General features: G+C 67.5%; 13 protein-coding genes. 4 read left to right on the top strand and 9 right to left on the bottom strand.

What is annotated here, in order from left to right; all coding sequences use genetic code 11:
- Nucleotides 1-77 precede the first annotated feature (77 nt).
- The 5 genes from HL653_RS02575 to HL653_RS02555 form a co-directional block, all read right to left on the bottom strand.
- On the bottom strand, nt 78-614 hold the full coding sequence (locus HL653_RS02575; protein WP_171743125.1) for a GNAT family N-acetyltransferase: 537 nt from the start codon (nt 612-614) through the stop codon (nt 78-80).
- The gene (locus HL653_RS02570) at nt 611-1,144 is read right to left on the bottom strand and encodes a GNAT family N-acetyltransferase (RefSeq protein ID WP_171743124.1); all 534 of its coding nucleotides are present in this window, start codon (nt 1,142-1,144) and stop codon (nt 611-613) included. The genes HL653_RS02575 and HL653_RS02570 overlap by 4 nt, the downstream gene beginning before the upstream one ends.
- Nucleotides 1,141-2,139 carry a porphobilinogen synthase gene (gene hemB, locus HL653_RS02565; RefSeq protein ID WP_171743123.1) on the bottom strand — a complete coding sequence of 333 codons (999 nt, stop codon included), beginning with the start codon at nt 2,137-2,139 and terminating at the stop codon, nt 1,141-1,143. Before hemB ends, HL653_RS02570 begins: the two co-directional genes overlap by 4 nt.
- Before the next feature lie 275 nt (nt 2,140-2,414).
- Nucleotides 2,415-3,425 (bottom strand): UDP-glucose 4-epimerase GalE, encoded by a 1,011-nt coding sequence (gene galE / locus HL653_RS02560; protein WP_171746736.1) that lies wholly within the window; start codon nt 3,423-3,425, stop codon nt 2,415-2,417.
- 373 nt (nt 3,426-3,798) lie between these two features.
- Nucleotides 3,799-4,332 (bottom strand): Pycsar system effector family protein, encoded by a 534-nt coding sequence (locus HL653_RS02555; protein WP_171743122.1) that lies wholly within the window; start codon nt 4,330-4,332, stop codon nt 3,799-3,801.
- A gap of 86 nt (nt 4,333-4,418) precedes the next feature.
- Here HL653_RS02555 and HL653_RS02550 point away from each other — a divergent pair, with 86 nt between their 5' ends.
- The 3 genes from HL653_RS02550 to HL653_RS02540 all read left to right on the top strand — a co-directional run bounded on the left by HL653_RS02550 (nt 4,419) and on the right by HL653_RS02540 (nt 7,951).
- The gene (locus HL653_RS02550; RefSeq protein ID WP_171743121.1) at nt 4,419-4,667 is read left to right on the top strand and encodes an acyl carrier protein; all 249 of its coding nucleotides are present in this window, start codon (nt 4,419-4,421) and stop codon (nt 4,665-4,667) included.
- A 68-nt stretch (nt 4,668-4,735) separates the two neighbouring features.
- On the top strand, nt 4,736-5,926 hold the full coding sequence (locus HL653_RS02545; protein WP_171746735.1) for an aminotransferase class I/II-fold pyridoxal phosphate-dependent enzyme: 1,191 nt from the start codon (nt 4,736-4,738) through the stop codon (nt 5,924-5,926).
- A 45-nt stretch (nt 5,927-5,971) separates the two neighbouring features.
- Nucleotides 5,972-7,951: an ATP-binding protein gene (locus HL653_RS02540; protein WP_171743120.1), complete on the top strand. Its 1,980-nt coding sequence runs from the start codon at nt 5,972-5,974 to the stop codon at nt 7,949-7,951.
- Nucleotides 7,952-8,101: 150 nt separating this feature from the next.
- Here HL653_RS02540 and guaD read toward each other — a convergent pair whose 3' ends face one another.
- Together guaD and HL653_RS02530 are read right to left on the bottom strand one after the other, a co-directional pair.
- A complete protein-coding gene (gene guaD, locus HL653_RS02535; protein ID WP_171743119.1) occupies nt 8,102-9,394 on the bottom strand; it encodes a guanine deaminase in 1,293 nt (430 codons plus the stop codon).
- Nucleotides 9,391-10,344 carry a LysR family transcriptional regulator gene (locus tag HL653_RS02530; protein WP_171743118.1) on the bottom strand — a complete coding sequence of 318 codons (954 nt, stop codon included), beginning with the start codon at nt 10,342-10,344 and terminating at the stop codon, nt 9,391-9,393. Before HL653_RS02530 ends, guaD begins: the two co-directional genes overlap by 4 nt.
- Nucleotides 10,345-10,441: 97 nt before the next feature.
- On the opposite strand from HL653_RS02530, the gene HL653_RS02525 reads away from it, so the two are divergent.
- Nucleotides 10,442-11,500 (top strand): aromatic ring-hydroxylating dioxygenase subunit alpha, encoded by a 1,059-nt coding sequence (locus HL653_RS02525; protein ID WP_301337950.1) that lies wholly within the window; start codon nt 10,442-10,444, stop codon nt 11,498-11,500.
- A 139-nt stretch (nt 11,501-11,639) separates the two neighbouring features.
- On the opposite strand, the gene uraH is transcribed toward HL653_RS02525, so the two are convergent.
- Together uraH and HL653_RS02515 are read right to left on the bottom strand one after the other, a co-directional pair.
- A complete protein-coding gene (uraH, locus tag HL653_RS02520; RefSeq protein WP_171743116.1) occupies nt 11,640-11,972 on the bottom strand; it encodes a hydroxyisourate hydrolase in 333 nt (110 codons plus the stop codon).
- Nucleotides 11,969-13,387, bottom strand: coding sequence for an NAD(P)-binding domain-containing protein (locus tag HL653_RS02515; protein WP_171743115.1), 1,419 nt, complete (start codon nt 13,385-13,387; stop codon nt 11,969-11,971). Before HL653_RS02515 ends, uraH begins: the two co-directional genes overlap by 4 nt.
- Nucleotides 13,388-13,438 lie beyond the last annotated feature (51 nt).

The raw sequence follows: 13,438 nt of genomic DNA, 5'->3' as shown, positions 1-13,438 counted from the left end.
TGCCTGCCGAGGCAGGCGCTCAGGACAGGCTTCGACAAGCTCAGTGCGAACGGGGAATTGAGCAAGGACAGGCACCCTCAGCACGTCCGCTCCGCCGCATAGACGATGTGGGCCGACAGCGGATGATCGGCCGGGAAGGACGGGTGGGCGAAATCCAGATCGGGGCGGCGGGCCATGCCGAGCCGCTCCATCAGCGTCCAGGAGGCGCGGTTGGGCGGGATCGTCCAGGCGGCGATTCGCGGGCGATCCGTATGCGCCCAGCCCCACGCCAGCGCGGCTTCGGCGGCTTCGCGTGCATAGCCCCGGCCCCAGGCGTCGCGGCGCAGGCGCCAGCCTATTTCCAGTTCGTCCGATACCGGCGTGCCCGGATGGCCGCCCGGCTTGATCCCGCAGAAGCCGAGGAAGGCGCCATCCTCGCGCCGCGCGATCGCCCAGAAGCAATGGCCGAGCCGTTCCTTAAAATCGCGCTGGCGGGCGACGGCGGCTTCCACTTCGGCCAGCGATTGCGGGCCGCCGAGATGCGCCATCACCTCGGGATCGGCGCACATCGCGGCGAAGGGGGCGATGTCCGCATCCCGCCAGCCACGCAGGATCAGGCGTTCGGTTTCGATCATGGACGCAGAACCTCATAGGCGATGTGGCGGCGGAGTGCGTCGCCGGGCGGATAGAGCGGGTGATCGAAATCGAGATCGGGGCGCGGCGTCATGCCGATCCGCTCCATCAATGCCACGCTCGCGCGGTTGGCGGGCACGGTGATCGCGACGATGCGGGGCGCCGTGAGGTTGGCCCAGCCCCATGCCAGCGAAGCCTCGGCCGCCTCGCGTGCATAGCCCTGCCCCCAGCAGTCCTCGGCCAGCTGCCAGCCCATCTCGATGTCGCCGGTGATCGGCGTATCGGGATGGAGATAGGGGACGAGCCCGCACTGGCCGATCAGCCGCCCATCGGTGCGGCGCTCCATGCCCCAGCGCGACATGCCGTGATCGGCCTGATAGCGCATCGACTCCTCGATCCGCCGCTCGGCCGCATCGCCGAAGCGCGCGCCGCCGAGATAGTGGCGCACCACGGACGAGCCGAGCAGGGCCGCGATCGCCTCCCGATCCTGCGGGCCGATCGGCCGCAGCAGAAGACGACCGGTCTGGATCATCCCGCCATCAGGCGGGCGGCGTGGAGCGCATGATAGGTCAGCACGCCAGAGGCTCCGGCGCGCTTGAACGCCATCAGGGTTTCCATGACGAGGCCGTCGCGCTCGCCCGCGCCGGCCGCGACCGCAGCCTCGATCATCGCATATTCGCCGGACACCTGATAGGCGAACACCGGCACCTCGAACCGCTCCTTCACGAGGCGGACGATATCGAGATAGGGCAGGCCCGGCTTCACCATCACCGTATCCGCGCCCTCGGCCAGATCGAGCGCGACTTCGCGCAGCGCCTCCTCGGCATTGGCGCTGTCCATCTGGTAATTCTTCTTGTCGCCCTTCAGCAGCCCGCGCGAGCTGACCGCGTCGCGGAACGGACCATAGAAAGCCGAGGCATATTTGGCGGCATAGGCCATGATCTGGACATGGGCGAAACCCTCGCGCTCCAGCGCTTCGCGGATCAGGCCGACCCGCCCGTCCATCATGTCGCTGGGGGCGATGATGTCGGCGCCGCCCCGCGCCTGGTTGAGCGATTGCTCGACGAGGATCTCCATCGTCTCGTCGTTGAGGACGCGGCCTTCGGCGTCGAGCAGGCCGTCATGGCCGTGCGCGGTATAGGGATCGAGCGCGACATCGGTGAGGATGCCGATCGGAACACCCGCTTCCTTGATGGCGCGCGAGGCGCGGCACATCAGATTGTCGGGATTGAGCGCTTCCTCGCCCCGCTCCGAGCGGAGCCCGGCGGGCGTGTTCGGGAAGAGGGCAAGGCAGGGAATGCCGAGCGCTGCCGCGTCCTTCGCGCGCTCGACGATGAGATCGATCGACCAGCGCGAGACGCCGGGGAGCGTGGCAATCGGCTCCTCGGTCTGCGCGCCTTCCGTGACGAACAGCGGCCAGATCAGATCGGCGGGCGTCAGCACGTTTTCGGCCACCATCGCCCGGCTCCAGGCATGGCGGCGGGTGCGGCGAAGGCGGAGGGCGGGATAAGCGGCGTGATGGGTCATGGCGCGTGCCTAGCGCCAAAGCGGCGCGGATTGAACCGGGGGGCTGGTTGCGATCGTGCGCCGGGCGGGTGCGGAAGACGGGTGCTGCGCGCCAAATGGGCGGCAGCTAACCACTACATCCGTCATTCCCGCGAAAGCGGGAATCCATGGAAGCGTTTTGCTGCTGTTGATGCGCTCCCGCGATCGTTGCGCCGTCCATGGATTCCCGCTTTCGCGGGAATGACGGGGAGGAGGGGCGCGACAGGCTCGAACCGAACGGCCGTAGGCGCGCGGCCTCAGCTCTCCCCGCGCCGCTCCGCCAGCTTATGCTCCCACTGCAGCGCATGCTGCACGATCAGCGAGAGGTCGTCGCGCTTCGGGCGCCAGGGCAGGGTTTCGAGGATCAGGCTGTTGTCCGCCGTCAGCAGATCGGGGTCGCCCGCGCGCCGCGCTTCCAGCTTGCGGACGATAGGCGTGTTGGTGACGCGGTCGACCGTGTCCAGAACCTCCATCACCGAATAGCCGCGGCCATAGCCGCAATTCATGATGCGGCTTTCGGCGGGATTTTCGATCAGCCATTCGAGGGCTGCGACATGCGCGTCGGCCAGATCGGAGACGTGGATATAGTCGCGCACGCCGGTGCCATCGGGCGTGTCATAATCGGTGCCGAACACGCCGACATGCGCACGCTTGCCGGTGACGGCCTCCACCGCGATCTTGATGAGGTGGGTGGCGCCCGCGGTCGACTGGCCGGAGCGGCCCTCGGGATCGGCGCCCGCCACGTTGAAATAGCGCAGCGCGCAGAAGTTCAGCGGATGCGCCGCCGCCACGTCGCGCAGCATATGCTCCGTCATCAGCTTGGACGTGCCGTAGGGATTGATCGGCCGGTTCGGCATGTCCTCGCGAATCGGCACCTCGTCCGGAATGCCATAGGTGGCGGCGGTAGAGGAGAAGATGAAATGCGGCACGCCCGCCGTCACCGCCGCCTCGATCAAAGCGCGGCTCGCGGCGGTGTTGTTGCGATAATATTTGAGCGGATCGACCACCGATTCGGGCACCACGATCGATCCCGCGAAATGGAGGATCGCGCCGATCCCGTGATCGGCCAGCGTACGGCCGACGAGGTCCATGTCGGCGACATTGCCCTCCACGAAGGTCACCGCGTCGGGCACGGCCCAGCGGAAGCCGGTCGAAAGATCGTCCAGCACCACCACCGGCCAGCCGGCATCCAGCAGGGCCAGCACGGCATGGCTGCCGATATAGCCGGCGCCGCCGGTGACGAGCACGGGGAAGGGCTTGTCAGGCATACTCATTCGCTACTCCCGGACGGATCGATCTGTGTGAGGGATGCAGGGAAGATGCGCGCGGACGAGGCGCGCTGTCCATCGTCGGCCATCCAACCATGTGCGGCCATGCCACCCGTCCCCGCGATGCTCCCGCCGCTATCGCTACCGGCCATGGTGCAGTGCGGCAAGGCGGCAATAGCGAGATGAGGCGGGCCGGTGGCGGAAATGCGGGGGATGGAGGGGAACCATTTCCTCCGTTTGCACCGAGCTTGTCGAAGCCTGTCCTGAGCGCCTGTCTTGGCAGGCAGTCGAAGGGTGCCGTCCTTCTTATCCTCGACTGAAAAAGAGAGGCGGTGCTTCGACAGGATCAGCACAAACGGTTTCGGGCGATGTCCTACAGATAATGGGCGATGAAGGTGAGCAGGCTCGCCGTCAGCCCCACCAGGAACACGCGGTAGGCATAGCCCAGCAGGCGATATTTCTTCCGGGCCAGCACGGTGCCGTTCTGGTAGATATCGGTCGCCATCGTGCGGAAGATGGACTCGTCCGTCTCCATCGCGATCAGCATCCGCCGCACATAATCCTCCTCGTCCAGCTGGGTGAAGGAGCCGAAGAAGAGCAGGTTGGGCTTGCCCCCGGGCTTGCCGCCGATCGCGGGCAGCACCGCCAGCATCGCCAGGATCGCGGAGACGAACGCGAAGCCGCCCAGCACCACCAGCGCCAGCGGCGGATGCCCGCCCGGCTTGGCCTGGCCGATCGTGATCGTGAAGATCACGAAGGTGGCGGCCATCAGGATCGAGGCCTTCTGGTCCGCCATCTGGCTCAGCGTATAATGCGCCTGCTGGGTGGTGCGGATCAGGTGGATGGCATTCGCGGGCGTGGCCGGTGGCTTCGGCGCGCGCGGATCGTTGGCGGGATCGTCGGTCATCGGGGTTCCGGAAGGCGAGGTCAGGACGCGTCACATCGCCGCCGCAATCGCTTGGCAATCGGGACCGTCATTCCTAAAGGAACCCGATGAGCGAGCGCGACAACATATTCGCCCAGATTGCAGAGCAGATCGAGCCTTTCAACAAGAAGCGCGCGGCGCTGACCGAAGGTACGACTTTCGCGGGCGATCTCGAGTGGGACAGCCTGACCGTCATGGATTTCGTGGCGGCGATCGAGGACGAGTTCGATATCCTGATCACGATGAACATGCAGGCCGAGATCGAAACGGTCGGCCAGCTGGTCGATGCGGTCGAGAAACTGAAGGCCGCCAAGTGACGGATTCCGTGGAAACGCCCGACGCCATTGCCGCCACCGACCGCGTCGCCCCCGGCGGGCGCGACCTGATGGCGAAGTTCCGCCCGCTGATCGAGGAGCGCGAGGCGCTGCTGGCCACCGGCGTGCGCGATCCCTTCGCGATCGTGATGGAAAAGGTGACCTCGCCGACCGAGGCGATCATCCAGGGCCGCAAGACGATCCTGCTCGGCACCTACAATTATATGGGCATGACGTTCGATCCGGACGTCGTCGCCGCCGGCAAGAAGGCGCTGGACGAGTTTGGCGCGGGCACGACCGGCAGCCGCGTCCTGAACGGCACCTATCAGGGCCATCGCGAGTGCGAGGACGCGCTCAAGGAATTTTACGGGACCGATCACGCGATCGTGTTCTCGACCGGCTATCAGGCCAATCTCGGCATCATCTCCACGCTCGCGGGCAAGGGGGATTACATCATCCTCGATGCCGACAGCCATGCGTCGATCTATGACGGCTGCTGGCTGGGCAATGCCGAGATCGTGCGCTTCCGTCACAACAGCGTCGAGGATCTCGACAAGCGCCTAGGCCGCCTGCCGGCCGAGGCGGGCAAGCTCGTCGTGCTGGAAGGCGTCTATTCGATGTTCGGCGACGTGGCGCCGCTGCCGGAGATGGTCGCCGTCGCCAAGAAGCACGGCGCGATGATCCTGTGCGACGAGGCGCACGGCATGGGCTTCTTCGGGCCTAACGGGCGCGGTGTCTATGAGGAGATGGGCGTCGAGAAGGATATCGACTTCGTCGTCGGCACCTTCTCCAAGTCGGTCGGCACGGTCGGCGGCTTCTGCGTGTCCAACCATCCCGATTTCGAGGTGCTGCGCCTCGTCTGCCGGCCTTATGTGTTCACGGCCTCGCTGCCGCCGTCGGTGGTCGCTACCGCCGCCGCCTCGATCCGCAAGCTGATGCACGCGTCGGACAAGCGCGCGCATCTGTGGAAGAACAGCCGCCGGCTTCATTCCGGCCTGCGCGAGCTGGGCTTCCACATCGCGACCGAGACTGCGCAGTCCGCGATCATCGCCGTGGTGCTGAAGGATCAGGAAACCGCCGTGGCTTTGTGGCAGGCGCTGCTGGAAGGCGGGCTCTACGTGAATCTCGCGCGGCCCCCGGCGACGCCGGCGGGCACCTATCTGCTGCGCTGCTCGCTCTGCGCCGAGCATAGCGACGATCAGGTGGGCGAGATCCTCGACATCTTCGCAGCCGCCGGGCGCGCGATCGGTCATATTAACTAACACTTCCGCTTTCGCCGGATAGGGGCGGGGCGTAAGGATAGTGAAATGACGGACAGGGGCGATTTTTCCAGGTCCGATAGCGGACCGTTGCGCGCGCGCATCCTCGCCGGGCTGTTCACGCTGCTGGCCGCGTTCCTGCTGGCGGCGCTGATCATCGTGGTCCAGCGCTCGGCCGAGGAGCGCGAGGCGGCGCAGGCGCGCAAGCAGCACAGCTTCAACGTGATCCTGCTCACCGGCGAGGTGGACGGCGCGATGGCGCGCGCGGAGGCGGCGCTGGGCCGCGCGATCATCAATACGGATCGCGCGAAGGGAACCTTGTTCTACGACGAGTGGCAGGCGGCGGGCAGCAAGCTCTCCGCGCTGCGCGATCAGGTGCGGGATGATCCGCCGCAACTGGCGCGCGTCGATGCGCTGCAGGCGCTCTACAATCAGCGCGGCGAGGAATTGCGCGCCTCCGCCACGCGGCTGAACTACAAGCAGAACAGCGCCTCGCTCGCGATCTTCGGCCGCGCCGCGCGATCGGACGACGTGCTGGATATCGCTCTGCTCCAGCGCCAGATCGTCGACACCGAGCGCGCCCAGCTCGACAAGCGCGACAGCCAGGCGGCCGCCTCCACCTATCGCTCGAACCGGCTCACGCAGATGATGTCGATCACGGGCGCGGTGCTGATGCTGTCGGCGATCGCCGCGGGCTGGATGCTGGTGACCGCGATGAACGAGCGGCGCATCGCCAATGAGGAGACGATGCAGGAGCTGGACCGCGCCTTCGCGCTGGAGCGCGCGGTCGCCGAGCGGACCGAGGAACTGAGCGCCGCCAACCGCGCGCTGGTCGAGGAGGCGGCCACGCGCGAGGAGGCCGAAACCAAGCTCCGCCAGATCCAGAAGATGGAGGCGGTGGGCCAGCTGACGGGCGGCATCGCGCACGATTTCAACAATATGCTCGCGGTGGTGATCGGCGGGCTGGAGCTGGCGCGCAAGCGCGTGGTGGAGCAGGCGGCCGAAGCCTCGCGCCATATCGAAAGCGCGATGGACGGGGCGACGCGCGCCGCCGCGCTCACGCGCCGCCTGCTCACCTTCGCGCGCGCCGAGCCGCTGATGCCGCACGCCACCGACGCGGGGCAGCTGATCCACGGGATGCAGGATCTGATCGATCGCACGATCGGCGAGCGGATCGAGGTGCGGATCAAGGCCGAGCCCGATCTGTGGCCGGTGTGGATCGATCCCTATCAGCTGGAAAATGCGATCCTGAACCTGTGCGTGAATGCGCGTGACGCGATGGCGGGGGCGGGCATCCTCGAAATGTCGGCGGCCAATGCGCGGCTGCGCGAGGGCGCGATCGGCGTGCTGGCGGGTGGTGACTATGTCCGCATCGCCGTGACGGACAATGGCAAGGGCATGAGCCAGGCCGTGCTGGAGCGCGTGTTCGAGCCCTTCTTCACCACCAAGCCGGTGGGCGAGGGAACGGGCCTCGGCCTCAGCCAGATCTTCGGCTTCGCGCGCCAGTCGGGCGGCGACGTGATCCTGCAGAGCCGCGAGGGCGTGGGCACCACCGTCTCGCTCTATCTGCCGCGCCACAAGGGCGAGGTGACGACGGTGGCCGAAACGACGCCGCTGGCGACGCCCTTCGCCGCGTTCGACCCGGTGGCGCGCGAGACGATCCTCGTCGTCGAGGATGACGTGCGCGTGCGATCGGCCACGGGCGAGGCTTTGACCGAGCTGGGCTATCATCCCTTGCTGTGTGGATCGGGCGACGAGGCGATGATCCTGCTCGACGATCGCGACGATATCCGCCTGATGATCACGGACGTGCTGATGCCGGGCATGACCGGGCCCGAACTGGTCCGCATCATGCGGCCGCGCTTCCCGCATGTCTCGGTGCTGTTCGTGACCGGCTATGTCGGCGAGGCGGGCGAAACGGAGAGCTTCGCGGGCCATGAGGTGCTGCGCAAGCCCTACACGCTGGCGGGGCTTTCGGCGGCGGTGGCTGCGGCGATGATGACGGCGGAGGCCGTGGCGAGCGTTTAGGTTTGGATCATGCGGCCTGGCCTTCTGCAGAGGGCCGGTCATGCTGAACGTGTTTCAGCATCCATGACCTGACGGTTCCGCTTGGCGCACCGGTCGGTCGATGGACCCTGAAACAAGTTCAGGGTGACGACGAGGAAGGGAGGGGGGCGTTCAGCCTCGCCGATGCGCCGGGCGCCCGGCCAGCCATGTTTCCGCCACCGCGCGATCGTCGCCCAATATCTGCAGCGCGAACAGGCGTTCGGCCAGCGGGCGGGCCGCCGTGCGCCGCGCGAGCAAGGGCGTGGCGGCGGAATCCAGCAGGATGAAATCGGCCTCCTGGCCGACCGCGAGCCCGCCGACGCGATCCGCGATCGAGAGCGCGGCCGCGCCCGCGCCCGTCGCCAGCCAGAGCGCGCGGAAGGGATCGAGGCTGCTCCCCCGCATCTGGCAGACCTTGTAGGCCTCGCCCAAGGTGTGGAGGATCGAGAAGCTGGTGCCCGCGCCTACATCCGTCCCCATGCCGACGCACACGCCATGCGCGTCCGCGCGCGCCAGATCGAACAGGCCGGAGCCGAGGAACAGGTTCGACGTGGGGCAGAAGGCGATGGCGGCGCCGGCGGTGGCGAGCCGCCCCATCGCGCCGTCGTCCAGATGGATGCCGTGCGCGAAGACGGAGCGCGGGCCGACCAGCCCGTGGCGGGCATAGACATCCAGATAATCGGCCGCCTCGGGAAAAGCCTCGCCCACGGCGGCGATCTCGCCGAGATTTTCGGACAGATGCGTGTGGAGCAGGGCGTCCGGATGGGCGGCGAGCAGGTCGCCCGCGCTCGCCAGTTGCGCTGGCGTGGAGGTGAGCGCGAAACGCGGTGTCACCGCATAGCCCAGCCGCCCGCGCCCCCGCCACCGTGCGATCAGCGCCTCGCTCTCGGCCCTGCCGCTCTCCGGCGTGTCGCACAGCGCCTCGGGCGCCTGCCGGTCCATCAGGGTCTTGCCGGAGATGATGCGCATGTCGCGGGCGAGCGCCGCGTCGAACAGGGCGTCCACGGATTGCGCGTGGACGGTGGCGAAGACGAGCGCGCTGGTCGTGCCGTTGCGTAGCATCTCGTCGAGGAAGAAGGCGGCGACCGCATCGGCATGCGGGCGATCGGCGAAGGCCTGTTCGGCCGGGAAGATGTGCCGCTCCAGCCAGTCGAGCAATTGCGCGCCGTGGGCGGCGATCCGCTCGGTCTGCGGATAATGGACGTGGCAGTCGACGAAGCCGGGCACCAGCAGCAGCCCGCGCCGATCCTCGACCGGCACGTCCAGATGCCGTTCGGCCAGCGTGGCATGATCGCCGAAGGCGGCGACGATGCCGTCCTCGATCAGCAGCATGCCATCCGCATGGTGGACGATCGCCTCCGTCCCCGCGATCGCCGGATCGGCGCGCACGGCCAGCAATTCGGCGCGAATGGCCCATGCGCTCACGCTGTCGGCTCCAGTGCCGCCTGGGCGGCGGGCGAAGCGGGCAGGCGGCCGCCGAACCCGGCGAAGATCGTGCCGAACGACTCCAGCAGCAATTGCGCGGCGGCCGACAGCTGGCGGGGCGAGCCGACACAGAGCGCCAGCGTCATCGGCCGCGCGATCGCGTCCCCGATCAGCGTGAAGGCGAGGTCGCCCGCCGCCACCTCGTCATGCACGTCGAGCGAGGTGAGGATGCCGACCCCGGCACCCTCCTGCACCAGCGACTTGATCATCTGCACATTGTCCACCGTCACCACCGGATCGATCGCCACGCCGGTCACGCCCTGAAGCACGGCCAGTTGCTCCGCGAGGGCCAGCGGCGGCGCGGGCACGATCAGGCGGTGCCCGGCGGAGGCCGAGAAACGCCGGCGCGGCGCCTCGGTGAGGGGATGGCCGGGCAGGGTGACGAACCCCAGCATCACGTCGGCATGCGCGCAGACGGTGAGATCGCGCGAGAAGCGGGGATCCAGCAGGATGCCGAAATCGACCGCGCCCGATCGGATGGCGTCGGCGACGTCGCGATTGTCCAGCACGCGCAGATCGATGCTGATGCCCGGATAATCGGCCTGCACCCGCCGGATCAGCGCGGGCACCGTTCCCCGCGCGAGCGCATCGATCACGGCGACGGTGACATGGCCGCGACGCAGGCCGCGCATATCCTCGATCCGTGCGCGCAGATCGCCGAGCCCCTTCTGCCAGCCGCTGGCGGAGGCCATCATCATCTCGCCCGCGCTCGTCAGCCGCAGCCCGGTCGGCAGGCGTTCGAACAGGGCCACGCCCAGTTCCTGCTCGGCCGCCAGAATCTGCCGATCGATGGCGGAGGCGGAGACGTTCAGTTCCTCGGACGCGCGGCGGATCGAGCCCGAGCGGCCCACGGCGACGAAATATCGAAGGAAACGGGAGAAGACCGGCATGACCGCTCTCTTTTTTGCAACGCTCCGTGGAAATCAATGCGTTTGATCCCGCATGTCAAGCGCCGCAGGGTGGAAAGACCCGAACCGGAGATCAGCATTGGCGACCGCACTGGACTCGACGAACGACATCGTGCTGCCGCGCAACTGCACGTTCGAGCCCGAGGATTGGGCGATCCTCGCCCGCCACTGGTATCCGATCGCGCTGGTACGCGAGGTGGGCGAGGCGCCCGTGCGCACGAAATTGCTCGATCAGCCGCTCGTCATCTATCGCGCGAATGGCGAGACCGTGGTGGCGCCCGACATCTGCCCGCATCGCGGCGTTCCGCTGAGCATGGGGACGCAGACCGAAAGCGGCGTCGTCTGCGCCTATCACGGCCTGAAATTCGGGGCGGGCGGGCGCTGCACCCATGTGCCCGCGCATCCGACGCGGGACATTCCCCAGCGCATGCACCTCGCCACCTTCCCGCATGTCGAGCGCTACGGCCTGATCTGGACCTGCCTGCGCCCGTCGGCCTCGGCGCCGCAGCCGGGCGAGGTCGTCGACATGCCGCATTGGGACGAGCCCGCATTCCAGCAGATCGTGTGCCCGTGGATCGATATCTTCGGCTTTGCCGGGCGGCAGATGGAGGGCTTCCTCGACGTCGCCCACTTCGCCTTCGTCCACACCGCCACGTTCGGCGATGCGAACAATGCCGAGGTACCCAACTATACGCCCAAGCGCACCGATACCGGCTTCGAGGCGGAATATTGGAGCACGGTCGGCAATTATCCGATCGGGGTGGAGGGGCGCGGCGTGCCGGGCTTCAACTGGCTGCGCCATTTCCGCTGCCATCTGCCCTTCACCGCGACGCTGGAAATCCATTTCCCCGGCACGGATCGGCTCGTCATCATGAACGCGGCCTCGCCCGTCTCCGCGCGGGTGACGCGCCTGTTCGCGCCGATGGCGCGCAATTTCGACACCGATCTGCCGGTGCAGGACGTCTATGATTTCAACCTGCGCGTGTTCGAGGAGGACAAGGCGATCGTCGAGGCGCAGATGCCCGAATGCCTGCCGCTCGATCCGACGATGGAGGCGCACATCCCGGCCGACATGAGCTCGATGATCTACCGGCGTGGCCTGCGCGAAATGGGGCTGAGCCGCTTCTTCATTTCGTGAGGATGCGCCTTACGGCCGGCCCGCACCCCCACCCGACCGCCCATCCAGGATACTCTGTTTGGGCGGCCGGGTGGGGGTGCGGGCCGGTGCCGCCTCGAAATGCGATCTTCCTCGCATTTCGCAAACCGGCCCCAAGCCCTCAACTCCCCCGATAGGTGGAGTAACTGTAGGGCGAGACGAGCAGGGGCACGTGATAATGCGCCGCCTCGTCGGAAATGCCGAAATCGATGCGGACGCGGTCGAGGAAGGGCGGATCGGGCAGATCGAGCCCCAGCCCCCGGAAATAGTCCGCCACCGCGAAGCTCAACGTATAGCGGCCGCGCTGGAAGCTCATTCCCTTCAGGTCGGGGCAGCGGCCGTCCGCATCCGTATAGCCCCGGAAGATGATCTCGTCGGCCAGCACGAGGAAGAAGGCGACGCCCGCCGCCGGCCGGCCGTGGGTGGTGTCCAGCACATGGGTCGAAAGGCTCATGGCAGCACCTCCCCGGCGGAGAGGTCGCCCCCGAATTCCACCTCCGCATAGGCATGATAATCGCCCAATATCTGCTCCCGGTCATCCAGGAAGATCTGTCGGGCGATCCCTTCCACGAGGCGCGGGATTGCATATTTGAGGCCGGACAGAGCGGCGGCCGAAAGGCCGAGGCTGATCAGCGCCGAATAGTTGAACGCGAACAGGCCGTGGACGCGCGCCTGCGCCTCGGCGTCGCGCCCCTGCATCTCGAAGCCGGAGCCCAGATAGGGGTGCGCGTCGATCAGCGGATTGGCGAGATCGGCCGGCGGCACATGGCGGTCGCGCCAGCGGAGGATGTCGTCCGCCAGATCGGCCAGTTCCGGGCGCAATTTCGGATCGGTCATCAGGCCGGTGGAGAGGATCAGGAAATCGAACGGATAGGCGCCCTTGGGCGTCTCGACGATCACGGCGTCGCCTTCCTCGCGCACGCTCTCCCACGGCTCGCCCAGGTGCAGCGCGAAGCCCGGATACGCGGCGGCGCGGCCGAACGTGTCGTTGGTGGGGGGCTGGTTGCGGCGGAAGAAGCTCTCCATCACCTCATATTTGCCGGCGTCGTCCAGCGCGGCGAAGCGGCCGATCAGCCCTGAGCCTTCCATGAAGCGGATCGGATTGACGCGCGGCATCTCCTTCCGGCGCAGGAACACATGCGCCTCGGCCGCGCCCTCGGCCAGCGCATGCTGGGCATTGTCGAACGCCGAGGCGCCGCCGCCCAGGATCGCGATGCGCGCGCCCTGAAGGGCCTCGAAATCGATCGCTTCCGATGTGTGGGCGTAACGCTCGGCGGGCAGGCTCGCGCGGATGAAGCCCGGCACATGCCATTCGCCGCCGCCCTGAATGCCCGTCGCCAGCACCACCTTGCGCGCGAGGATCACGCCGCCTTCGGGCGCGCCGGCACCCTCGACATGCAGCCGATGCACGCCGCCTTCCAGCGGCTCGATCCGGGTCAGCTTCGTCTCGTTGCGCACCGGCAGGTCCAGCACGGCGCGATACCAGCGCAGATAGTCCATCCAGTCGCGACGGGGGATCTTGTCGATCGCCTCCCACGCCGCCTTGCCCGCGCGCGCCTCCCAATAAGAGCGGAAGGTGAGGCTCGGCACGCCGAGGTCGATCGAGGTGATCCACTTGGGCGTGCGCAGCGTGATCATGCGCGCATAGGTGTCCCACGGGCCTTCATAGCCCGCCGGATTCTCGTCGATCACGAGGATGTTGGAGATGCGCTCGCGCATCAGCCCGAAGGCCGCGCCGAGCCCGGACTGGCCGCCGCCGACGATCACGACATCCTGCACGCCGTCGCGCGGGCTCACCCACGTAGGCTTGCCATGATCGAGCGCGGCGAGATCCTCGCGCACGCGCTGCTCCAGCGCGGCGAGGCTCATGCCTCCGTCCTCACGTCATAAACCGTTCGTCCTGAGCGAAGTCGAAGGACG

This window comes from Sphingomonas sp. AP4-R1 (assembly GCF_013113735.1).
In the GTDB taxonomy this organism is placed as follows: Bacteria; Pseudomonadota; Alphaproteobacteria; order Sphingomonadales; family Sphingomonadaceae; genus Sphingomonas_I.
Note: the sequence above shows the minus strand (reverse complement) of the source record. Positions and strands in the feature narration are given on the sequence as shown.

Coding starts and splice junctions, on each gene's coding strand:
- HL653_RS02575 (WP_171743125.1), bottom strand. CDS start 614: ATGATCGAAACCGAACGCCTGATCCTGCGTGGCTGGCGGGATGCGGAC.
- HL653_RS02545 (WP_171746735.1), top strand. CDS start 4,736: ATGGCGAAGTTCCGCCCGCTGATCGAGGAGCGCGAGGCGCTGCTGGCC.
- hemB (WP_171743123.1), bottom strand. CDS start 2,139: ATGACCCATCACGCCGCTTATCCCGCCCTCCGCCTTCGCCGCACCCGC.
- HL653_RS02550 (WP_171743121.1), top strand. CDS start 4,419: ATGAGCGAGCGCGACAACATATTCGCCCAGATTGCAGAGCAGATCGAG.
- HL653_RS02515 (WP_171743115.1), bottom strand. CDS start 13,387: ATGAGCCTCGCCGCGCTGGAGCAGCGCGTGCGCGAGGATCTCGCCGCG.
- HL653_RS02530 (WP_171743118.1), bottom strand. CDS start 10,344: ATGCCGGTCTTCTCCCGTTTCCTTCGATATTTCGTCGCCGTGGGCCGC.
- HL653_RS02540 (WP_171743120.1), top strand. CDS start 5,972: ATGACGGACAGGGGCGATTTTTCCAGGTCCGATAGCGGACCGTTGCGC.
- galE (WP_171746736.1), bottom strand. CDS start 3,425: ATGCCTGACAAGCCCTTCCCCGTGCTCGTCACCGGCGGCGCCGGCTAT.
- uraH (WP_171743116.1), bottom strand. CDS start 11,972: ATGAGCCTTTCGACCCATGTGCTGGACACCACCCACGGCCGGCCGGCG.
- HL653_RS02555 (WP_171743122.1), bottom strand. CDS start 4,332: ATGACCGACGATCCCGCCAACGATCCGCGCGCGCCGAAGCCACCGGCC.
- HL653_RS02570 (WP_171743124.1), bottom strand. CDS start 1,144: ATGATCCAGACCGGTCGTCTTCTGCTGCGGCCGATCGGCCCGCAGGAT.